Source organism: Enterobacter sp. JBIWA003, from assembly GCF_019968825.1.
GTDB lineage: Bacteria > Pseudomonadota > Gammaproteobacteria > Enterobacterales > Enterobacteriaceae > Enterobacter > Enterobacter quasiroggenkampii.
Map to the genome: position 1 here is coordinate 1,118,264 of NZ_CP074170.1, position 21,660 is coordinate 1,139,923.

General features: G+C 54.1%; 20 protein-coding genes. 8 read left to right on the forward strand and 12 right to left on the reverse strand.

The window, feature by feature from the left end; genetic code table 11:
• Window positions 1-14: 14 nt before the first annotated feature.
• Both ispA and xseB read right to left on the reverse strand, forming a co-directional pair.
• Entirely contained in the window at window positions 15-914 is a 900-nt protein-coding gene (gene ispA, locus KGP25_RS05290; RefSeq protein ID WP_196345865.1) for a (2E,6E)-farnesyl diphosphate synthase, read from the reverse strand.
• The gene (gene xseB, locus KGP25_RS05295; RefSeq protein ID WP_045909783.1) at window positions 915-1,157 is read right to left on the reverse strand and encodes an exodeoxyribonuclease VII small subunit; all 243 of its coding nucleotides are present in this window, start codon (window positions 1,155-1,157) and stop codon (window positions 915-917) included.
• Window positions 1,158-1,348: 191 nt separating this feature from the next.
• Between xseB and thiI the strand changes: the two genes are divergently transcribed.
• Complete coding sequence (gene thiI / locus KGP25_RS05300; RefSeq protein WP_048030084.1) at window positions 1,349-2,797, forward strand: tRNA uracil 4-sulfurtransferase ThiI; 1,449 nt, start codon at window positions 1,349-1,351, stop codon at window positions 2,795-2,797.
• 120 nt (window positions 2,798-2,917) lie between these two features.
• On the opposite strand, the gene yajL is transcribed toward thiI, so the two are convergent.
• Both yajL and panE read right to left on the reverse strand, forming a co-directional pair.
• Window positions 2,918-3,511 (reverse strand): protein deglycase YajL, encoded by a 594-nt coding sequence (gene yajL / locus KGP25_RS05305; RefSeq protein ID WP_048225880.1) that lies wholly within the window; start codon window positions 3,509-3,511, stop codon window positions 2,918-2,920.
• A complete protein-coding gene (panE, locus tag KGP25_RS05310) occupies window positions 3,474-4,385 on the reverse strand; it encodes a 2-dehydropantoate 2-reductase (protein WP_023616113.1) in 912 nt (303 codons plus the stop codon). The genes yajL and panE overlap by 38 nt, the downstream gene beginning before the upstream one ends.
• Before the next feature lie 121 nt (window positions 4,386-4,506).
• Here panE and KGP25_RS05315 point away from each other — a divergent pair, with 121 nt between their 5' ends.
• Complete coding sequence (locus tag KGP25_RS05315; protein ID WP_023334701.1) at window positions 4,507-4,998, forward strand: YajQ family cyclic di-GMP-binding protein; 492 nt, start codon at window positions 4,507-4,509, stop codon at window positions 4,996-4,998.
• A gap of 31 nt (window positions 4,999-5,029) precedes the next feature.
• Here KGP25_RS05315 and KGP25_RS05320 read toward each other — a convergent pair whose 3' ends face one another.
• The 8 genes from KGP25_RS05320 to KGP25_RS05355 form a co-directional block, all read right to left on the reverse strand.
• The gene (locus tag KGP25_RS05320; protein WP_223540075.1) at window positions 5,030-6,391 is read right to left on the reverse strand and encodes an MFS transporter; all 1,362 of its coding nucleotides are present in this window, start codon (window positions 6,389-6,391) and stop codon (window positions 5,030-5,032) included.
• A gap of 149 nt (window positions 6,392-6,540) precedes the next feature.
• A complete protein-coding gene (cyoE, locus tag KGP25_RS05325; protein WP_013095848.1) occupies window positions 6,541-7,428 on the reverse strand; it encodes a heme o synthase in 888 nt (295 codons plus the stop codon).
• Between the two features lie 11 nt (window positions 7,429-7,439).
• Entirely contained in the window at window positions 7,440-7,766 is a 327-nt protein-coding gene (locus KGP25_RS05330; protein WP_006176899.1) for a cytochrome o ubiquinol oxidase subunit IV, read from the reverse strand.
• Window positions 7,766-8,380 (reverse strand): cytochrome o ubiquinol oxidase subunit III, encoded by a 615-nt coding sequence (locus KGP25_RS05335; protein WP_008503324.1) that lies wholly within the window; start codon window positions 8,378-8,380, stop codon window positions 7,766-7,768. The genes KGP25_RS05330 and KGP25_RS05335 overlap by 1 nt, the downstream gene beginning before the upstream one ends.
• A complete protein-coding gene (gene cyoB, locus KGP25_RS05340) occupies window positions 8,370-10,361 on the reverse strand; it encodes a cytochrome o ubiquinol oxidase subunit I (protein WP_014168864.1) in 1,992 nt (663 codons plus the stop codon). Before cyoB ends, KGP25_RS05335 begins: the two co-directional genes overlap by 11 nt.
• 16 nt (window positions 10,362-10,377) lie before the next feature.
• On the reverse strand, window positions 10,378-11,325 hold the full coding sequence (gene cyoA, locus KGP25_RS05345; protein ID WP_008503322.1) for a cytochrome o ubiquinol oxidase subunit II: 948 nt from the start codon (window positions 11,323-11,325) through the stop codon (window positions 10,378-10,380).
• 479 nt (window positions 11,326-11,804) lie between these two features.
• Entirely contained in the window at window positions 11,805-13,280 is a 1,476-nt protein-coding gene (gene ampG, locus KGP25_RS05350; protein ID WP_223540076.1) for a muropeptide MFS transporter AmpG, read from the reverse strand.
• Between the two features lie 46 nt (window positions 13,281-13,326).
• On the reverse strand, window positions 13,327-13,905 hold the full coding sequence (locus KGP25_RS05355) for a lipoprotein (RefSeq protein WP_028017643.1): 579 nt from the start codon (window positions 13,903-13,905) through the stop codon (window positions 13,327-13,329).
• Window positions 13,906-14,210: 305 nt separating this feature from the next.
• Between KGP25_RS05355 and bolA the strand changes: the two genes are divergently transcribed.
• The 6 genes from bolA to hupB all read left to right on the forward strand — a co-directional run bounded on the left by bolA (window position 14,211) and on the right by hupB (window position 21,462).
• A complete protein-coding gene (bolA, locus tag KGP25_RS05360) occupies window positions 14,211-14,528 on the forward strand; it encodes a transcriptional regulator BolA (RefSeq protein ID WP_021241655.1) in 318 nt (105 codons plus the stop codon).
• A 330-nt stretch (window positions 14,529-14,858) separates the two neighbouring features.
• Entirely contained in the window at window positions 14,859-16,157 is a 1,299-nt protein-coding gene (tig, locus tag KGP25_RS05365) for a trigger factor (protein WP_008503318.1), read from the forward strand.
• 260 nt (window positions 16,158-16,417) lie between these two features.
• Window positions 16,418-17,041: an ATP-dependent Clp endopeptidase proteolytic subunit ClpP gene (gene clpP / locus KGP25_RS05370; protein WP_008503317.1), complete on the forward strand. Its 624-nt coding sequence runs from the start codon at window positions 16,418-16,420 to the stop codon at window positions 17,039-17,041.
• Between the two features lie 126 nt (window positions 17,042-17,167).
• Entirely contained in the window at window positions 17,168-18,442 is a 1,275-nt protein-coding gene (gene clpX / locus KGP25_RS05375; protein WP_045909778.1) for an ATP-dependent protease ATP-binding subunit ClpX, read from the forward strand.
• A gap of 182 nt (window positions 18,443-18,624) precedes the next feature.
• On the forward strand, window positions 18,625-20,979 hold the full coding sequence (gene lon / locus KGP25_RS05380; RefSeq protein ID WP_045400678.1) for an endopeptidase La: 2,355 nt from the start codon (window positions 18,625-18,627) through the stop codon (window positions 20,977-20,979).
• Between the two features lie 210 nt (window positions 20,980-21,189).
• Window positions 21,190-21,462: a nucleoid-associated protein HU-beta gene (hupB, locus tag KGP25_RS05385; protein ID WP_002444653.1), complete on the forward strand. Its 273-nt coding sequence runs from the start codon at window positions 21,190-21,192 to the stop codon at window positions 21,460-21,462.
• Window positions 21,463-21,660: the final 198 nt, after the last annotated feature.

Genomic DNA, 21,660 nt, shown 5'->3' on the forward strand with positions numbered 1-21,660 from the left:
TCGAGATATATAGTTTATTTATCACGCTGGATTATATAGTCCGCTAGCGCTTCCAGTGCCGAGGTATCCAGCGATTGCGCGGCCAGCTGATTCAGCGACTGGCGGGCATCGTCAATCAGATCCCGGGCTTTACGTTGGGCTTGCTCAAGACCCAGCAGGGCGGGGTAGGTACTTTTGCCAAGCTGCTGGTCCGCACCCTGACGTTTACCCAATGTTGCAGTATCGCCCACCACATCCAGAATGTCATCCTGAACCTGGAATGCCAGACCGATACTTTCTGCGTATCTGTCCAGAATCGGCAGGGCTTTGCGCCCTTGCTCACCCGCGCTTAGTGCGCCAAGACGAACGGCTGAACGAATCAATGCCCCGGTTTTATGGCGATGAATACGCTCCAGCTGTTCCAGATTAACCTGACGTCCTTCGGCTTCAAGATCCAGGGCCTGTCCGCCGCACATGCCCGCCACGCCGCTGGCCATGGCCAGTTCGGAAATCATTGCCAGCCGGTCACGGTCAGCCACTTCGGCCATCGGCGCGTCGCTCAGAATCGAGAACGCCAGCGTCTGCAGGGCATCACCCGCCAGAATGGCATTCGCTTCGCCAAACTTGATATGGCAGGTGGGTTGACCCCGACGCAAGTCGTCGTCGTCCATGGCCGGGAGATCGTCGTGGATCAGCGAGTAGGCATGGATGCACTCAACGGCGGCTGCCGGGGCGTCCAGCGTGTTATCGCTGATGCCAAACATGTTGCCTGTGGCGTACACCAGGAACGGGCGCAGGCGCTTTCCACCCAAGAGTGCGCCATAGTGCATGGCTTCAACCAGTGGAGTGTTCTGAAAAGGCTGTGGCGCAATAAAACGGCGCAGGGCGTCGTTGGCGCGCATGACACGCGCCTGAAGCTCGTTGGCAAAATCCATTTACTCGGCGTCCGGTGTGAAAGGCGTGGTTTTCGCCTCTTCGCTGTCGGACAGCAGGATCTGCACGCGCTGTTCGGCCTGTTGCAGCTTAACCTGACCCTGGCGCGCCAGCTGGACGCCGCGCTCGAATTCGTTGAGCGCCTCTTCCAGCGGGAGATCGCCACTCTCGAGGCGGGTAACAATTTGCTCCAGTTCACTCAGCGCAGTTTCGAAACTGGCCGGTGCGTCGTTCTTCTTCGGCATAGTGAATTGACTCTTATATTCTTCGCCCCGACATGGTAACGGACTCGGGCGGATAAGCAAATAACGCGCAATGTGCACAGGAGCGGCGCGATGGTGGTATACTTGCGCGCCTGGATGCAGCCACGGGTGTGGGCTGCTGTACTCTTTTCCATTACAAGCCTTAACAGGCTTGCCTAAGAAACATTGCCGCCATGAAGTTTATCATTAAATTGTTCCCTGAAATCACCATCAAAAGCCAATCTGTGCGTTTGCGCTTTATTAAAATTCTCACCGGGAACATTCGTAACGTATTAAAGCACTACGACGAAACCCTCGCCGTGGTGCGCCACTGGGACCACGTTGAGGTCCGTGCCAAAGACGAAAACAAACGTCAGGATATTCGCGACGCCCTGACCCGTATTCCGGGTATTCACCATATTCTGGAAGTGGAAGATGTCCCGTTTAGCGATATGCACGACATCTTCGAGAAAGCGCTGGTCCAGTACCGCGACCAGATCGAAGGCAAAACCTTCTGCGTGCGCGTGAAGCGTCGCGGCAAGCACGAGTTCAGCTCCATTGAAGTGGAGCGTTACGTCGGCGGCGGTCTGAACCAGCACGTCGAGTCTGCGCGCGTGCGCCTGACCAACCCGGACGTAACCGTTAATCTGGAGATCGAAAACGATCGCCTGCTGCTGGTGAAAGGCCGCTATGAAGGCATCGGCGGCTTCCCGATCGGCACCCAGGAAGACGTCCTGTCCCTGATCTCCGGCGGCTTCGACTCCGGCGTCTCCAGCTATATGCTGATGCGCCGCGGCTGCCGCGTACACTACTGCTTCTTCAACCTGGGCGGCGCGGCGCACGAGATCGGCGTTCGTCAGGTGGCACATTACCTGTGGAACCGCTTCGGCAGCTCCCACCGCGTGCGTTTCGTGGCAATTAATTTCGAACCGGTGGTCGGCGAGATTCTGGAGAAAGTGGACGACGGCCAGATGGGCGTCATCCTGAAGCGCATGATGGTCCGTGCGGCGTCCAAAGTGGCTGAACGCTACGGCGTGCAGGCGCTGGTCACCGGCGAAGCGCTGGGCCAGGTCTCCAGCCAGACGCTGACCAACCTGCGCCTGATCGACAACGTGTCTGATACGCTGATCCTGCGTCCGCTGATCTCTCACGATAAAGAACACATCATCGATCTGGCGCGCGAAATCGGCACCGAAGATTTTGCCCGCACCATGCCGGAATACTGCGGCGTGATCTCAAAAAGCCCAACGGTGAAAGCGGTGAAGGCGAAGATCGAAGCGGAAGAAGAGAACTTCGATTTCAGCATTCTGGATAAAGTGGTGGAAGAAGCGTCCAACATTGATATCCGCGAGATCGCTCAGCAGACCGAGCAGGACGTGGTTGAAGTGGAGACCGTGAGCGGTTTCGGCGCGAACGACGCGATTCTGGATATCCGCTCCATTGACGAGCAGGATGACAAGCCGCTGCAGGTGGATGGCGTGGAAGTGGTTTCTCTGCCGTTCTATAAGCTGAGCACGAAGTTTGGCGACCTCGACCAGAGCAAAACGTACCTGCTGTGGTGTGAGCGTGGGGTGATGAGTCGCCTGCAGGCGCTGTATCTGCGCGAGCAGGGCTTTGCGAATGTGAAGGTGTATCGTCCGTAGCGTGCGGCCTGATGCCCTCACCCCGACCCTCTCCCACAGGGAGAGGGCGCAAACATTAAAAACGGCAACCTTTGGTTGCCGTTTTGCTTTTACCTCGCGCCACCCGGCTTTTTTTATGCACTACTCTTCATAGTAATTATAAATCCCCGCTGGTATCACCAGCGATGACGCCACTTCGTACGCCTTCTCGCGCCCGACCAGCAGGTCGATAATCTTTAAGCCAAAATCAATCGCGGTGCCCGGGCCCTGGCTGGTCAGCAGGTTGACGCGCGGATCCCAGACGACGCGTTTGTCCACCCACTGATCTTCCGGAATGGTGTCTTTCAGCCCCGGGAAGCCGGTCATATTGCCGATGGGGAAGATGTCATGGGGAACCAGCACCGTGCCGGCGGCGGCGCAGATTGCCGCGACAATGCGCCCGGATAAATGAAACTGACGCACGGTCTCAACCAGCAGCGGGCTGTCGCGAAAATACTCCGCGCCCTTCAGGCCTCCGGGCAGGACGATGATGTCGTAATCCCCGTCGGCCACCTGCACGAGCGGGGCATCGGCGAGCAGCTTCACGCCGCGCGAGCAGGTAATCGCCAGGCTGCCGTCGCTGGCGACGCTGGCGGTTGTCACGTTAATGCCGCCGCGCACCATCAGATCGATGGTGGTGACCGCTTCCATCTCTTCGCTACCAGGGGCGAGGCAGATCAGTGCCGACGCGCTCATATTCACTCTCCTTACGTTTAACCAGGTCATACAGACGGGCGTTTTCCGGCACCGCGATGCCGTGCGCGCGGGCGCGTTTGAGCAGATATCCGGTGATGTAGTCGATCTCCGTGTGGCGTAATGCCCGAACATCCTGCAGCATTGAGGAGATGTTCTCAGCCGTACTCTCAATAACCTGCTCGACATAACAGCGCAAATCGTCTGCCGAGGTATGCAGGCCTTCCCGCTCAACGACCGCCGCGACTTCCGCACAGAGCAGTGCAACTTCCTGTGGATGATTTTTCAGCTCTCCGTTCGGGCAGTTCCACAGCGCCGTCAGCGGATTGATCACGCAGTTGACGGCCAGCTTGCGCCAGAGTTGTGGACGAATATGGTTATGCCAGGCCACGTCTGGCAGCACCTTCTGCAACACATCGGCAAGATAGCTGTAGTCCCCATCCTGCGTTCTGGCAGGCCCGATGTGGGTCACCCCGCTGGCGACATGCACGATGATGTTGCCGTCGCGACGGGCTGCGTGCGTGGTTGTCGCCATCAGCAGGGGCTGCGGAACGCTTTTCAGCTCGTCAAGGGTCCCCATGCCGTTATGCAGCAGCAGTATGGGCGAAGTGGGGGGGAGCTGGGCGGCCAGTGTCTTGACCGCGTCTGAAACCTGCCACGCTTTGAGCGTCACCAGTAAAAGGTCGCTTTGCGCCAGGAAATCAGGATCGTTCGCGGTGAGGGATTCGTTAAAGATGCTTCCGTCTTCACCAATCAGGTTTACACTGCAATAGGGCTGGGGCACGCGGAGCCAGCCCTGAACCTCATGTCCGTGCTTGCACAGCGCGGTCAGCCATAGCTGACCAAGGGCTCCACATCCGAGCACTGTAATTTTCATTGTTCCTCCTCACCTGCAACTGCGCCAGGTGTTACAGCTTAATTATACAGCTAAGCTTCTGTTGAGTTATGCCTCGTAGCGGGTATTATGCAACGCAACAAAAGTGAAGGGAGAAGAAAAGATGCCATCTTTCGATATTGTTTCCGAAGTTGATATCCAGGAAGTTCGCAACGGCGTTGAGAACGCAACCCGCGAAGTTGAGTCACGTTTCGATTTTCGTGGCGTTGAGGCGTCGTTTGAGCTGAACGACGCAAATAAGACCATTAAGGTGCTGAGCGAGTCTGATTTCCAGGTAAATCAGCTGCTCGACATTCTGCGCGCCAAGCTGTTAAAGCGCGGCATCGAAGGGACGTCTCTGGATGTGCCGGAAGAGTTTGTGCACAGCGGCAAGAACTGGTTTGTGGAAGCCAAGTTGAAGCAGGGCATTGAGAGCGCGGTGCAGAAGAAGATTGTGAAGCTCATCAAAGACAGCAAGCTGAAGGTGCAGGCGCAGATCCAGGGCGAAGAGATTCGCGTGACCGGTAAGTCCCGCGATGACCTCCAGTCGGTGATGGCGCTGGTGCGCGGCGGCGATCTGGGGCAGCCGTTCCAGTTTAAAAACTTCCGCGATTAATATAAAAAGCCCGGTTTAACCGGGCTTTTTTTCACGCCTTGAACGCCTGCTCGACCTCGAAACGGTTAGTCACCTTACTGTCAATTTTGACGTAAGCGCTGCGCTCTTCGGGAACAATCAGCACCTCTGTGACCCCGTCTTTAGCTTCCAGACGCTGTTTCAGCACATCGCTAATCTCCACATCATCCGGAATTTCTACGCGCAGGCTGCTCACGTAGCGCGGCTCTTTCATGGTACCGGCGACCAGCAGCCAGACTGTCGCCAGCAGCGCCCCCGCGAGAAACACGGTTTGTGAATCAAAGAGTCCGTCCACCCAGCCGCCAAGCGAGCCGCCGATCGCCACGCCGAGAAACTGGCTGGTGGAGTAAATGCCCATTGCCGTGCCTTTGTAACCGGCGGGGGACTCTTTGCTGATCAGCGACGGCAGCAGGGCTTCCATCAGGTTAAATGCCAGGAAGAACAGCTGCACGCCGGCAATCAGCTCCCAGAAGTGCGGGCCGGCACCCCAGAGCACGATCTCGGCAATCAGCAGGACCGCCACGCAGCCCACGAAGACGCGCTTCATTTTGCGCTTCACTTCGGCGTAGATGATGAACGGCACGACGGAGACAAACGAAATCAGCATCGTAACCAGATAGATTTTCCAGTGCTCAGCCGCCGGGAAACCCGCTGCGGCAAGCTGGCCGGGCAGGGCAACAAAGGTCGACATCAGCAGAATGTGCAGACACATAATGCCAAAATTCAGCTTAAGCAGGCGCGGCTCGACAATCACTTTGCTGAAGCAGCCTTTTACCATCCCCGACTCACGGTTGAGGACGTGGTTTTTGCTGTCCGGAACCACCCACAAGGTTAAGGCTATACCGATGGTTGCCAGCACGGCAATCATCCAGAACAGGGCGTGCAGACCCAACGTGTGCGTAATGATGGGGCCCAGCACCATCGCAATCGCAAACGTCACGCCAAAGCTCACGCCGATGAACGCCATCGCTTTGGTACGGTTCTGCTCGCGGGTTAAGTCTGACAGCAGCGCCATCACCGCGGCGGCAATCGCACCGGAGCCCTGCAGAGCGCGGCCAAGAATAATCCCCCAGATGGAGTGGGAGAGGGCGGCAATAACGCTCCCGAGCACAAAGACCAGCAGCCCGCCGACAATCAGCGGCTTGCGGCCCACCCGGTCAGAGAGCAGGCCAAACGGGATCTGGAACACCGCCTGCGCCAGACCATAAATGCCAATGGCGAGGCCAATCAGCGCCTCGCTGGCCCCCTGCAGCGCCATACCGTACGTGGTCAGAACAGGCAGGACCATAAACATGCCAAGCATCCGTAGCGAGAAGACAGTCCCTAAGCCCCAGGTCGCGCGTAGCTCGCCTGGCGTCATTTTATAATCGTTCATTACCACCTCAGTTCAAAAGCAGGCCATAGTGTAGTGCGGGGAAGGGGCGGGGTAAATAAAGGGTTATTTAACAAATATTACATGCGTTATTAATAGATTCAGTGAATAAAAAAGGGTGCCGAAGCACCCCTTTATTCACCTGTTGTGGCTTACCAGACGTAAGTCAGCAGGTTATGTGAATCCGGCACCATGAAGTCCACGGACATCATCACGGACAGTGAAGTAATGGCCACAATCGAGAACACAAACAGCTTGCGCGCCCAGACTTTGTCATCTTCCACTTTGTAACCGCGCAGCGCCATGCCGAGCCACCAGACGCTCACCGCAGCCGCTACCGCCAGATATTTGTATCCAGCGTAACCACCCAGAGAGAGCATCAGCGTTGCCACGGCAAAGGCGATGATGTACAGCGTGATGTGGTTCTTGGCAACGGAGATGCCTTTCACGACCGGCAGAACCGGGATGTTCGCTGCCTGATAATCCTTAAAGCGGAAAATCGCGATGGCATAGGAGTGCGGCATCTGCCACAGGCTAAAGATAGCCAGCAGGATCAGCGCACCGCTGTCGAACTCATTCGTGACCGCGCAGTAGCCAATCACCGGCGGCGCAGCGCCGGAGAGAGAACCAATCAGCGTGCCGTAGACGGAGTGACGCTTCATATACAGGCTGTAGACGCCCACATACACCACGAACCCCATCACCCCCAGCCAGCAGGCTAGCGGGTTAGCACCAAACCACAGCAGCATAAAGCCAGCAATACCCAGCAAGGTGGCGTACACCAGCGAGACGGAAGGGGCGATCAGGCCTTTCACCAGCACCCGATTTTTGGTCCTTTCCATCTTCTTGTCGATATCCATGTCGATGTAGTTGTTAAATACACAACCGGACGCAACAACCAGTGACACACCGACCAGCGTGTAGATAAAGAGGGTGTAATCAATGCTGCCTTTGGAGGCCAGCAGGAACCCTCCGATCACGGAGATCAGGTTGCCAAAGATGATGCCTGGTTTCGTTACTTGCAGGTATTGCTTAAACATACTCGCCGCTCTTAGTGAACCATCATGTTGTAGTTGAGGTTCCACATAATCCAGATGGAACCGACTACCAGGATAGCGATGATAATCACGGTAAAGATAAAGGCGGTCATGTTCCAGCCTTCATCGGACTTGGTGTTCATGTGCAGGAAGCAAACCAGATGCACCAGAATCTGAATCACCGCGGTCACCAGGATTGCACCCAGGATAACCGGCTTAGACGCAGAACCGCTCATCACCATCCAGAACGGGATCACCGTCAGGATGATCGACAGGATGAAACCTGTCATGTAGGTTTTTACGCTGCCGTGGGAAGCGCCATGATCGTTAGAATGACTCATTACATCGCCCCCATCAGATAGACTACAGAGAACACACAGATCCACACCACGTCCAGGAAGTGCCAGAACAGGCTCAGGCACAGGATACGGGTACGGTTAGTACTGGTCAGGCCGCGACGGGAGATCTGGAACATCAGTACTGCCATCCAGATCAGACCGGAGGTCACGTGCAGACCGTGGGTGCCGACCAGCGCGAAGAACGCGGACAGGAAGCCACTGCGATCCGGGCCGAAGCCTTCCATGATCAGGTGATGGAATTCATAGATTTCCATCCCGATAAATCCAGCACCAAACAGCCAGGTCAACGCCAGCCAGGACACAACCTGGCTCTTGTTGTTTTTGTACATGGCGATAGCCGCCATGCCGTAGGTGATGGAGCTGAATAACAGCAGTGCGGTTTCAACCAGAACGAACGGCAGTTCAAAGATGTCCTTGCCGGTCGGACCGCCCGCTGTGCCGTTCACCAGAACGGCATAGGTCGCGAACAGACAGCAGAACAGAATGCAGTCGCTCATCAGGTAGATCCAGAAACCGAATACTTTGGTCGGTCCTGTATCGTGGTGCGCATGCTCATGCGCGTGGGCAGTTGAGTGCGCCAGAGTATCAGTTGCCATTTTTCAGCCCCGCTTTAGAAATCTCGTCGAAATGCTGATTTTCCAGCTTCTCAACTTCACGGACTGGTACGTAGTAGTCCACGTCCTCGTCAAAGCTCTTCACAATCCAGCTGATTACGATGCCAGCGAAGCCAACAATCGCCATCCACCAGATGTGCCAGATCATTGCGAAACCAAATACCGTTGCGAAAGCGGCAATCACAATGCCCGCACCGCTGTTTTTCGGCATGTGGATCTCTTCGTAATGAGCAGGTTGCTTGTACGCTTCACCTTTTTCTTTCATTTCCCAGAATGCGTCGCGTTCATGAACCTGCGGCACGATGGCAAAGTTATAGAAAGGCGGTGGAGAAGAGGTCGCCCACTCCAGCGTACGGCCACCCCATGGGTCACCGGTCAGGTCACGGTTCTGGTCGCGGTCGCGAATAGACACGTAGAACTGAATCAGCTGAGATGCGATACCACAGGCAATCAGCACGGCACCGCCCGCTGCAACCATCAGCATTGGGTGGAACTGCGGATCGATCTGCTGGCTCAGACGACGGGTCATACCCATGAAGCCCAGCACGTACAGCGGCATAAATGCTACGAAGAAGCCGATGATCCAGAACCAGAACGCGCGTTTACCCCATTTCTCGTTCAGCGTGAAGCCGAACGCTTTTGGCCACCAGTAGGTTACGCCAGCGAAGCAGCCGAAGACCACGCCACCGATGATAACGTTATGGAAGTGCGCAATCAGGAACAGACTGTTGTGCAGAACGAAGTCAGCACCCGGTACCGCCAGCAGTACGCCGGTCATCCCACCTACGGAGAAGGTCACGATGAAGCCGATGGTCCACAGCATTGCTGAGTGGAACACGATACGGCCCTGGTACATGGTGAACAGCCAGTTGAAGATCTTCACCCCGGTCGGGATGGCGATAATCATGGTGGTAATACCGAAGAAGGCGTTTACGTTCGCGCCCGCACCCATGGTGAAGAAGTGGTGCAGCCAAACGATGAACGACAGAACGGTAATACACACGGTTGCCCACACCAGAGAGGTGTAACCAAACAGACGTTTACGCGAGAAGGTTGCTGCGATTTCGGAGAACACACCGAACACAGGCAGAACCAGGATGTACACTTCCGGGTGACCCCAGGCCCAAATCAGGTTGATGTACATCATCATGTTGCCACCCATATCGTTCGTGAAGAAATGGGTGCCCAGGTAGCGGTCCAGGGTCAGCAGCGCGATGGTGACGGTCAGGATTGGGAAGGAGGCAATAATCAGGATGTTGGCGCACAGAGATGCCCAGGTAAATACCGGCATCTTGAACATGGTCATGCCAGGGGCACGCATCTTGATAATGGTCACGAAGAAGTTGATACCGGTCAGGGTTGTACCGACACCGGAGAGCTGAAGCGCCCAAATCCAGTAGTCGACGCCAACGCCCGGACTGTACTCAATTCCTGACAGCGGTGGGTAAGCCAGCCAGCCGGTCTGCGCGAATTCGCCCACACCCAGTGACAGGTTAACCAGGATAACGCCGACAACCGTGAACCAGAAGCTCAGGTTGTTCAGGAACGGGAACGCCACGTCGCGCGCGCCGATTTGCAGCGGAACGACAACGTTCATCAGACCGATAACCAGCGGCATCGCCACGAAGAAGATCATGATAACGCCGTGGGCGGTAAAGATCTGATCGTAGTGGTGCGGTGGCAGGAAGCCGGCTTCACCCGCAGAGGCGAGTGCCTGCTGGCTACGCATCATGATTGCATCCGCAAAGCCACGAATTAACATGACGATACCGACGATGCAGTACATGATACCGAGTTTTTTGTGGTCAACCGAAGTCAGCCACTCGTTCCACAGGTAGCTCCACTTACCGAAGTAAGTGATTAAGGCCAGTAAGGCCGCGCCACCAATGATAATTGCAGCCACCGTAACCACGATAATCGGTTCATGGTAGGGCACTGCATCCAGTGTCAATTTTCCGAACATTTTCTTCCTCGGCCCCTTAGTGAGCGGTTTCCGCGTGGCTCATGTCCATGCCTTCCATACCTTCGTGCGCGCTGTGCTCGCCTTCAGGCTGGGTCATGTCCATGCTCTTGCCGTGATCCATAAATTTGCCAATCACATCTTTGAACAAATCGGGTTTCACGTTAGAGAAGTACTCCACCTTGTTGTATTCGCTAGGTGCAGCCACTTTTTCGAACGCCGCCATGTCAGACATGGTGTTTGGAGACTGCTTCGCTTTTTCAACCCACTGGTCGAAAGCGGCACGGTCTGGCGTTGCAATAGCTTTGAACTTCATACCTGAGAAGCCCGGGCCGCTATAGCTGGCGGAGATACCATCATAGGTGCCTGCTTCATTCGCGATCAGGTGCAGGTTAGTCTGCATACCGGCCATCGCGTAAATCTGGCTACCCAGACGTGGGATGAAGAAGGAGTTCATTACGGAGTTGGAGGTCACTTTGAACTGAACCGGAGTGTTCGCCGGGAAGGCGATTTCATTCACGGTAGCAATACCCTGCTCTGGATAGATGAAGAACCATTTCCAGTCCATGGAGACCACTTCGATGGTAATAGGTTTTTCATCGTGAACCAGCGGCTTGCTCGGCTCAAGTGCGTGAGTGGTTTTCCAGGTCAGTACGGCAAGGAACAGGATGATCAGGATAGGTACCGTCCAGACCACAGCTTCCACTTTATTGGAGTGTGACCAGTTCGGGCTATACTTCGCATCTTTATTGCTCGCACGATACTTCCAGGCGAAACCAACAGCCATCAAAATGGCTGGAATAACCACAATCAACATCAGGCCAAAAGCCGTCAATATCAGTGAACGTTGTTCCAGTCCAATCTGTCCTTTGGGGTCTAGTAGTGCAGAATCACAGCCACTGAGTAATACAGTGCCTGCGAATAATGACAACCATCCCAAACTTTTATTGTATTTCCTGAGTCTCATTTAACGACCTCAATTCCACGGGAGTCTGGTGGCGTTTAAAGTGTGCGGGCATTTTACGGGAAGGTTACATTACTGTAAACATCATTAGGCCTGTGTCAGGAAGGTGTTACCGGGTTCTGCCGCACGTGTCACAAGTGTTGCAAATTATGTCGGTTTTTATGACCGAAGCCGCATGAGATGGGCTTTATAACGAAAGGACCCCCAAGCATACCCTAAAAGGGGCAATTGGTATAACCATTGTTAAAAATAAACAAAAAATTAACAATTAATTATCAATAAAAAGACATCTAAAAAACGAAAAATCAAACTATCACATGCTGAATCGTTTAATGAAAAATAGCGTTTTGGAACCGGAGCCAATAATTTCCAAATCCTATCCCGCACAAAACAACAAATATTTTTTTTCGTCGCTGGTGGCTATTTCACCGTTATAATTTCGGTTAGTGATTACAACGGGAAATAACCTTTCGTATTTTTCTTCAGGTCAGCTGCGTTTTACGCAACGCCATGAAATCGAGCAGACCCCCGGTCAGGATCCCAACGATGGCCAGCAGGGCACCGGCGTCCAGCAGAAGGGCCCCGAAGGGGAGTGCCAGAGACGTGCTGGCATTAATAATGAGCACCACAAGCCAGAGTGCCAGCGCAATGCAGCCCACCATTAACAGTCGTAACGCAAAACGGTAGGCGCGGTGATATTCGGTGCGCGGCATAAAGTGTTCGGTCCGCTGGGTATATTCCAGCGTCTGGCGACACACCAGCAACAATAAAATCCCCGGCACGGCAGCCACGACCGAGAAGAGATAAAATGTTGGCCAACCGTGGGCTTCCACGAACCAGCCGGCAATTGGGCCTACATAAACGCGGCCTACGGCAGAGAGCGCCGAGAGCAGTGCGAACTGCGTAGCGGAAAATGACTTGTTGCACAGGGTCATCAGCAGGGCGACAAAGGCCGCAGTCCCCATACCGCCGCAGAGATTTTCAAAAAATACCGCCGCAGCCATGCTGATCGTATGTTTGTCGGTAATCGACAGCAGCCAATAGCCTGCGTTAGAGGCGCCTTGCAGAATGCCGAAGATCAGCAGCGCGCGGAACAGCGTCAGGCGCTGCATCAGCACGCCGCCATACAGTGCCCCGACAATGGTCGCAAACAGCCCCAGCGTTTTATTCACCACGCCCACTTCACCGGCGTCAAAGCCGACACCCCTGATCAGGAAGGTGGTGGTCAGGCTCATGGCAAAAGCGTCACCCAGCTTATAAAGGACGATAAGCAGCAGGATCAGCCAGGCGTTGTTGCGGCCAAAGAAGTCACGCAGCGGTTCGGCGACGGCCTGCTCCAGCGAGCGGGGAACCGGGATAACGTCACTCGGTTCGGGCGCCAATAGCGTCGCGATAATGCAGGGGATCAGCAGAGCAGCCATTAGCCAGTACATCCCCTGCCAGCCTAGGTAACGGTCTGCCAGCCACAGCGCCAGCCCGCCGGAGACCAGCATCCCGAGGCGATAGCCCAGCACGCTGATGGCCGCACCGGCACCGCGCTCTTCCGCTGGTAACACGTCCGTCTTCCAGGCGTCGAACACAATATCCTGAGAGGCAGAACAGAAGGCAATCACCACCGCAAGCGCGGCCATCCAGCGCAGCTGCGTGGCGGGTTCAAGAAAACCCATCGCCGCAATGGCCAGCAGCAGCAGGAGCTGCGTCATCACCAGCCAGCCGCGACGACGCCCGAGGAAAGGCGGCGTGTAACGATCCATGACCGGAGACCACAGAAACTTGAATACATAGGCCTGACCCACAAGCGAGAAGAAGCCAATGGTTTTCAGATCGATGTTCTCGACCGTCATCCACGCCTGAAGCGTGCCGGAGGTGAGCGCGAGGGGTAAACCCGAGGCAAAGCCGAGGATCAGCAGAATCGCTGATTTCGGTTGCTGGAAAATGCGTAAGTAATGGCTGGACATGTTCTTATAAAACTGACCCGGCGATAGACCGGGTCTGCGGGCAGGATTAACGCGCGTTCTGCTTGATGAAGTCGTGAATGCTGGTGTCCTGCGCCATGTCGGAAATGGTATCCGTCAGCACGCTGTTAACCGCATCAGCAATATTTTTATTCGATGCCTGGAACGCGCCTTCTACAGAGTAGCTCGCGCGATAGTTCTTGGTCATCTTGTTACCGTTCTTCGCGGTCGCGATGATGGCGATATCCGCTTTGGTGGCGATGTTGTAGCGCACGTTGCCCTGAGACACATCAGCGTACAGGTTGTTCACGATGATCTGCAGATCCACCGCGCCGCTTGGGCCAACCATATAGCCACGGGAGGTCATCTGTTTCTCCAGCACTTCCTGCAGCAGGAAGCGCAGGTCGCGGGAGGCGGTGAGCGTCACCTGCTGGTTATCGCGGGTCACTTTTGCCAGAGCCTGATCCTGACGCTGGTCGGCGCCGTTAATGCTCACGGTAACGCCCATCAGGCTTGGGTCCTGCTGAGGCAGGGTGATTTTCGGTGAGACATCAATGGTGGTCGGCGGGGTAGCGCAGCCTGCCAGCATAAAAAGGGCTACCAATGGAAAGAAGAGTTTTTTTAACATTTTAAGGTTCTCACGAATCGTAAGCATAATAGAGAGAAAAATTGCCGCCATCATAACATCGCCAACGGTCAGGGGAAGTGGTCAACGCATGTAAATTCATCGTCTTGTCCGAAAACTGACCAGCTCACCCATTTTCTCCTTCCACGGATGACAAAAGGTATGAGGCTCACAGTGAACTTCATTCGTTTGAATGAGAAAATCAGACGAAAGCTAAATATTTGTTGTCAAGGTGTAATGGAAACGGTAAAAGCGGCTAACATTTAAAGGGATGGGTGACATCCTGGCGTTGTCGGAGGAGTAATTTCATGATGATACGTGAGCATATAGAAGATAAATTAAGGGCAGCGTTCAACCCTGTGTTCCTCGAAGTCGTCGACGAAAGCTATCGTCATAACGTACCGGCAGGTTCTGAAAGCCACTTTAAAGTGGTTCTGGTTAGCGATCGCTTCACGGGAGAACGTTTCCTGAACCGACATCGCTTGATCTACAGCACCTTGACGGAAGAGCTCTCCACGACCGTGCATGCGCTGGCACTGCATACCTACACCATTAAGGAATGGGAAGGCTTGCAGGATACGGTTTTCGCATCGCCGCCCTGTCGCGGTGCAGGCACTATCGCCTGATAAATCGGATTTGCAACGGCTGGAGCTTTTCCAGTATGTTGCTTACAGATTTCCTCAAAACGGCCTCCGGGCCGTTTTGTTTTGTCTGAGTTTTGAGCGGATGGTGCGATTTTAAGGCTAAAAATAGCCTTAAAGTGTGAAAAAAGCCGCAGCAACATGCCCCAACCGTTCTCGACTCACCTAAGTGATGCCGCTATAATGCCGCGTCTTATTGAATGTCTTCGGGATGATTCTGGCGACAGGGAATGTGAATCTGCACTAAGAGAGCATCCCGGTATAACAGACAGATTCAGAGTTGACCGAGCACTGTGATTTTTTTGAGGTAACAAGATGCAAGTTTCAGTTGAAACCACTCAAGGCCTTGGCCGCCGTGTAACGATTACTATCGCTGCTGACAGCATCGAAACTGCTGTGAAAAGCGAGCTGGTCAACGTAGCAAAAAAAGTACGTATTGACGGCTTCCGTAAGGGCAAAGTACCAATGAATGTTGTTGCTCAGCGTTATGGCGCTTCCGTGCGTCAGGATGTGCTGGGTGAACTGATGAGCCGCAACTTTATCGATGCGATCATCAAAGAAAAAATCAATCCGGCCGGTGCGCCAAACTACGTTCCAGGCGAATACAAACTGGGCGAAGACTTCACCTACTCCGTAGAGTTCGAAGTGTACCCGGAAGTTGAGCTGAAAGGTCTGGAATCTATCGAAGTTGAAAAACCGATTGTCTCCGTGACTGACGAAGACGTTGACGGCATGCTGGACACCCTGCGTAAGCAGCAGGCGAACTGGAAAGAGAAAGAAGGCGCTGTTGACGCGGAAGACCGTGTGACCATCGACTTCACCGGTTCTGTAGACGGCGAAGAGTTCGAAGGCGGCAAAGCGTCTGACTTCGTACTGGCAATGGGCCAGGGGCGTATGATCCCAGGCTTCGAAGACGGTATCAAAGGCCACAAAGCGGGCGAAGAGTTCACCATCGACGTGACCTTCCCTGAAGAGTACCACGCTGAAAACCTGAAGGGTAAAGCAGCGAAGTTCGTGATCAACCTGAAGAAAGTGGAAGAGCGCGAACTGCCAGAACTGACTGAAGAGTTCATCAAGCGTTTCGGCGTGGAAGACGGTTCTGTTGCTGGCCTGCGTACCGAAGTGCGTAAAAACATGGAGCGCGAGCTGAACGGCGCTGTGCGCAACCGCGTGAAGTCTCAGGCGATCGAAGGTCTGGTGAAAGCCAACGAAATCGACGTTCCTGCTGCCCTGATCGACAGCGAAATCGACGTTCTGCGCCGTCAGGCTGCTCAGCGTTTCGGTGGCAACCAGCAGCAAGCGATGGAACTGCCACGCGAGCTGTTCGAAGAGCAAGCGAAACGTCGCGTTGTGGTTGGCCTGCTGTTGGGCGAAGTGATTCGTACCCACGAGCTGAAAGCTGACGAAGAGCGTGTGAAAGGCCTGATCGAAGAGATGGCTTCTGCATACGAAGATCCATCAGAAGTGATCGAGTTCTACGGTAAGAACAAAGAGTTGATGGACAACATGCGCAACGTAGCCCTGGAAGAGCAGGCGGTTGAAGCGGTACTGGCGAAAGCGAAAGTGACCGAAAAAGCGACCTCTTTCAACGAACTGATGAACCAGCAGGCGTAATTTCGCCCCAACGGTTTAAAGTTTGAACAGAAAACCCGTTGCCTTGCGGCAGCGGGTTTTTTTTATCGCAGCCAGAGCCCAGGAAGAGTGCTAAAACGCCCTTTCGGTGTTAGCGTAACAACAAAAGGTTGTTATGCTTGAAATAGGGCACTGTGAACCCCATAAGTACGTAATCATGATGAATGAGACTGGCTGATAATCCGTCCGTAAGGTTACAATCAGTACAGCAGGTGTTTTCAATTTTGATCCAGGAGACGGAAATGTCATACAGTGGCGAACGAGATAACTTTGCACCCCATATGGCTCTGGTGCCAATGGTTATTGAACAGACCTCACGTGGTGAGCGTTCTTTTGATATCTATTCCCGTCTGCTCAAGGAACGCGTTATCTTTCTGACCGGCCAGGTGGAAGACCACATGGCTAACCTGATCGTGGCGCAGATGCTGTTTCTGGAAGCGGAAAACCCGGAAAAAGACATTTACCTGTACATTAACTCCCCGGGTGGCGTGATTACAGCAGGGATGTCCATTTATGACACCATGCAATTCATCAAACCGGATGTCAGCACGATCTGTATGGGTCAGGCAGCATCTATGGGCGCGTTCCTGTTAACCGCAGGGGCGAAGGGTAAGCGTTTCTGCTTGCCAAATTCCCGCGTGATGATTCACCAGCCGCTGGGCGGTTACCAGGGGCAGGCGACGGATATCGAAATCCACGCCCGCGAAATTCTGAAAGTAAAAGCGCGCATGAATGAACTTATGGCGCAGCATACGGGTCAACCTCTCGAGCAGATCGAGCGCGATACCGAGCGCGATCGCTTCCTCTCTGCTTCAGAGGCAGTTGAGTACGGCTTAGTCGACTCCGTGTTGACCCATCGTAATTGATGCCCGCGACGCGAGTGTGCCGCTATACTAAGGTAGGGCGGCACGCTGCTTGATGCAGCTTGCGTCTTAGAATGGCATTTGCGTCGTCATGTGCGGCACAAAGAACTTAAAAAGAGGTTTGGACTCATGACAGATAAACGCAAAGATGGTTCGGGCAAACTGCTGTACTGCTCTTTTTGCGGCAAAAGCCAGCATGAAGTGCGTAAACTGATTGCCGGGCCGTCCGTGTATATCTGCGACGAATGTGTCGATTTATGTAACGACATCATTCGCGAAGAGATTAAAGAAGTCGCACCGCACCGTGAGCGCAGCGCGCTGCCAACGCCGCATGAAATTCGTCATCACCTTGACGACTACGTCATCGGTCAGGAGCAGGCCAAGAAAGTGCTGGCGGTAGCGGTCTATAACCACTACAAACGCCTGCGTAACGGCGACACCAGCAATGGCGTAGAACTGGGTAAAAGTAACATTCTGCTGATCGGTCCAACCGGTTCCGGTAAAACGCTGCTGGCTGAAACCCTGGCGCGTCTGCTTGATGTTCCGTTCACCATGGCGGATGCCACCACCCTGACCGAGGCCGGTTACGTGGGTGAGGACGTCGAAAACATCATCCAGAAACTGCTGCAGAAGTGCGATTACGACGTACAGAAAGCCCAGCGCGGGATTGTTTACATCGATGAGATCGACAAGATCTCCCGTAAATCCGACAACCCGTCCATCACCCGTGACGTATCGGGTGAAGGCGTACAGCAGGCACTGCTGAAGCTGATTGAAGGTACGGTAGCCGCCGTTCCACCACAGGGTGGTCGTAAACATCCTCAGCAGGAGTTCCTGCAGGTTGATACCTCCAAGATCCTGTTCATCTGTGGCGGTGCGTTTGCCGGTCTGGATAAAGTCATCTCCCACCGTGTTGAAACCGGCTCTGGCATTGGTTTTGGCGCAACGGTGAAATCGACGGCTGAAAAACCGAACGAAGGCGAGCTGCTGTCTCAGGTTGAACCGGAAGATCTGATCAAATTCGGTCTGATCCCTGAGTTCATCGGTCGTCTGCCGGTTGTGGCAACGCTGAATGAGCTGAGTGAAGACGCGCTGATCCAGATCCTGAAAGAGCCAAAAAATGCGCTGACCAAGCAGTATCAGGCGCTGTTCAATCTGGAAGGCGTTGACCTGGAATTCCGCGACGAAGCGCTGGATGCCATTGCCAAAAAAGCGATGGTCCGTAAAACCGGTGCTCGTGGTCTGCGTTCTATCGTTGAAGCGGCACTGCTCGACACCATGTACGATCTGCCGTCGATGGAAGACGTTGAGAAAGTGGTGATTGACGAGTCCGTCATCAGTGGTCAAACCAAGCCGCTACTGATTTACGGTAAACCGGAAGCCCAGCAGGCATCTGGCGAATAATTCACCAAATCATACAAGCAGTTAATCAAAAAGGGGGGATTTTATCTCCCCTTTACTTTTTCCGTATTCATAGCGTTGAATGTGTGGGAAACATCCCCATATACTGGATACATGTTAATGGTTATGTGAAGCACAGTGACATGACCAGCTTACCTGGCGGACACTAACTAAGAGAGAGCTCTATGAATCCTGAGCGTTCTGAACGCATTGAAATCCCCGTATTGCCGTTGCGCGATGTGGTGGTTTATCCGCACATGGTCATACCCTTATTTGTAGGGCGGGAAAAATCTATCCGTTGCCTCGAAGCCGCTATGGATCATGATAAAAAAATCATGCTGGTGGCGCAGAAAGAAGCATCAACGGATGAGCCGGGTGTAAACGATCTTTTCACCGTCGGGACCGTGGCCTCTATTTTGCAGATGCTGAAGCTGCCTGACGGCACCGTGAAGGTGCTGGTTGAAGGCCTGCAGCGTGCGCGTATTACCACTCTGTCAGACGACGGCGAACATTTCTCTGCCAAGGCAGAGTACCTTGATTCGCCTGAACTTGATGAGCGCGAGCAGGAAGTACTGGTTCGCACCGCGATTAGCCAGTTTGAAGGCTACATCAAGCTGAACAAGAAAATCCCACCAGAAGTGCTGACGTCGCTGAACAGCATCGACGATCCTGCACGTCTGGCGGACACCATCGCTGCACATATGCCGCTGAAGCTGGCTGACAAACAGTCTGTGCTGGAAATGTCCGACGTTAACGAACGTCTGGAATACCTGATGGCGATGATGGAGTCCGAAATCGATCTGCTGCAGGTTGAGAAGCGTATTCGCAACCGCGTGAAAAAGCAGATGGAAAAATCTCAGCGTGAGTACTATCTGAATGAGCAAATGAAGGCCATTCAGAAAGAACTGGGCGAGATGGACGATGCGCCGGACGAAAACGAAGCGCTGAAGCGTAAGATCGACGCGGCCAAGATGCCGAAAGAGGCGAAAGAGAAAGCCGAAGCCGAGCTGCAGAAGCTGAAAATGATGTCTCCAATGTCGGCTGAAGCGACCGTCGTACGCGGCTACATTGAGTGGATGGTGCAGGTTCCGTGGAACGCCCGCAGCAAGGTCAAAAAAGACCTGCGTCAGGCGCAGGAAATCCTCGATACCGACCACTACGGCCTGGAACGCGTGAAAGACCGCATTCTTGAGTACCTCGCGGTTCAAAGCCGTGTAAACAAAATCAAAGGCCCAATTCTGTGCCTGGTAGGACCGCCAGGGGTGGGTAAAACCTCTCTGGGTCAGTCCATCGCTAAAGCGACCGGACGTAAGTATATCCGTATGGCGCTGGGTGGCGTGCGCGATGAAGCGGAAATCCGCGGTCACCGCCGTACCTACATCGGTTCTATGCCGGGTAAATTGATCCAGAAGATGGCGAAAGTGGGCGTTAAAAACCCGCTGTTCCTGCTGGATGAGATCGACAAGATGTCGTCGGACATGCGTGGCGATCCAGCGTCTGCCCTGCTGGAAGTGCTTGATCCAGAACAGAACGTGGCGTTCAGCGATCACTACCTGGAAGTGGACTACGACCTGAGCGACGTCATGTTCGTGGCGACGTCGAACTCCATGAACATTCCGGCCCCGCTGCTGGACCGTATGGAAGTGATCCGTCTCTCCGGTTACACCGAAGACGAGAAGCTGAACATTGCTAAACAGCACCTGCTGCCGAAACAGATTGAGCGTAACGCGCTGAAATCCAACGAGCTGACCGTCGAGGACAGCGCGATTATTGGCATCATTCGCTACTACACCCGTGAAGCGGGCGTGCGTAGCCTTGAGCGTGAAATCTCTAAACTGTGCCGTAAGGCGGTGAAACAGTTGCTGCTGGATAAGAGCCTGAAACACATTGTGATTAACGGCGATAATCTGCATGCCTATCTCGGTGTTCAGCGCTTCGACTACGGTCGCGCGGACAACGAAAACCGCGTTGGCCAGGTGACCGGTCTGGCATGGACGGAAGTGGGCGGCGATCTGCTGACCATCGAAACCGCCTGTGTACCGGGTAAAGGTAAACTGACCTACACCGGCTCGCTGGGTGAAGTGATGCAGGAGTCCATTCAGGCGGCGCTGACCGTGGTGCGCGCGCGCGCGGAGAAACTGGGGATCAACCCTGATTTCTACGAAAAACGCGACATCCACGTGCACGTACCTGAAGGGGCGACGCCGAAAGATGGTCCAAGCGCGGGTATTGCCATGTGTACCGCTCTGGTTTCTTGCCTGACAGGGAACCCGGTGCGTGCCGATGTGGCGATGACCGGTGAGATTACGCTGCGTGGCCAGGTTCTGCCGATTGGCGGCTTAAAAGAAAAACTGCTGGCGGCACACCGCGGTGGGATCAAAACCGTATTGATCCCTTACGAAAATAAACGCGATCTGGAAGAGATTCCGGACAACGTGATTGCCGACCTGCAGATTCATCCTGTTAAGCGAATTGAGGAAGTTCTTAGTCTCGCATTGCAGAATGAACCGTCAGGAATGCAGGTTGTAACCGCAAAATAGTGACCTCGCGCAAAGAGCGTCAATAAAAACAAGGCTGGTAAGTCATTTCGCACTTGCCAGCCTTTTTTTGTATAGCTAATTTAGATTGCTGATTAGGTCAGCCATCAACAACGGGTGTTGTAAGGTCATGGCAGGCCTGATATAACTGCTGCGCGGTCGCGTTGTGAAGGATTCAGGCGCGATATAAATTATAAAGAGAGGAAGAGAACAGTGAATAAATCTCAACTGATTGACAAAATTGCTGCTGGTGCTGATATTTCTAAAGCTGCAGCTGGACGTGCGTTAGATGCATTAATTGCTTCTGTTACTGAATCTCTGCAGGCTGGGGACGACGTTGCACTGGTAGGCTTCGGTACTTTTGCTGTTAAAGAGCGTGCTGCCCGTACTGGCCGCAACCCTCAGACCGGTAAAGAGATCACCATTGCTGCCGCTAAAGTGCCGGGTTTCCGTGCAGGTAAAGCGCTGAAAGACGCAGTAAACTGATTGCTTTCCCGTTTCAGGGAAGCCGGATAGTACAAGGGCGCATCGTTTGATGTGCCTTTTTTGTTTGTCCAGACCTGATTTGTGCGAGTTTATGCGAGTTGTGGGCTGACAATCGCCCCGTTTTCTTGTCACAATACGACTTTACGCGCGACGGGCAGGATTTTCCGTCAGCGTCAGGTAACCAGTCACCTACAGCGG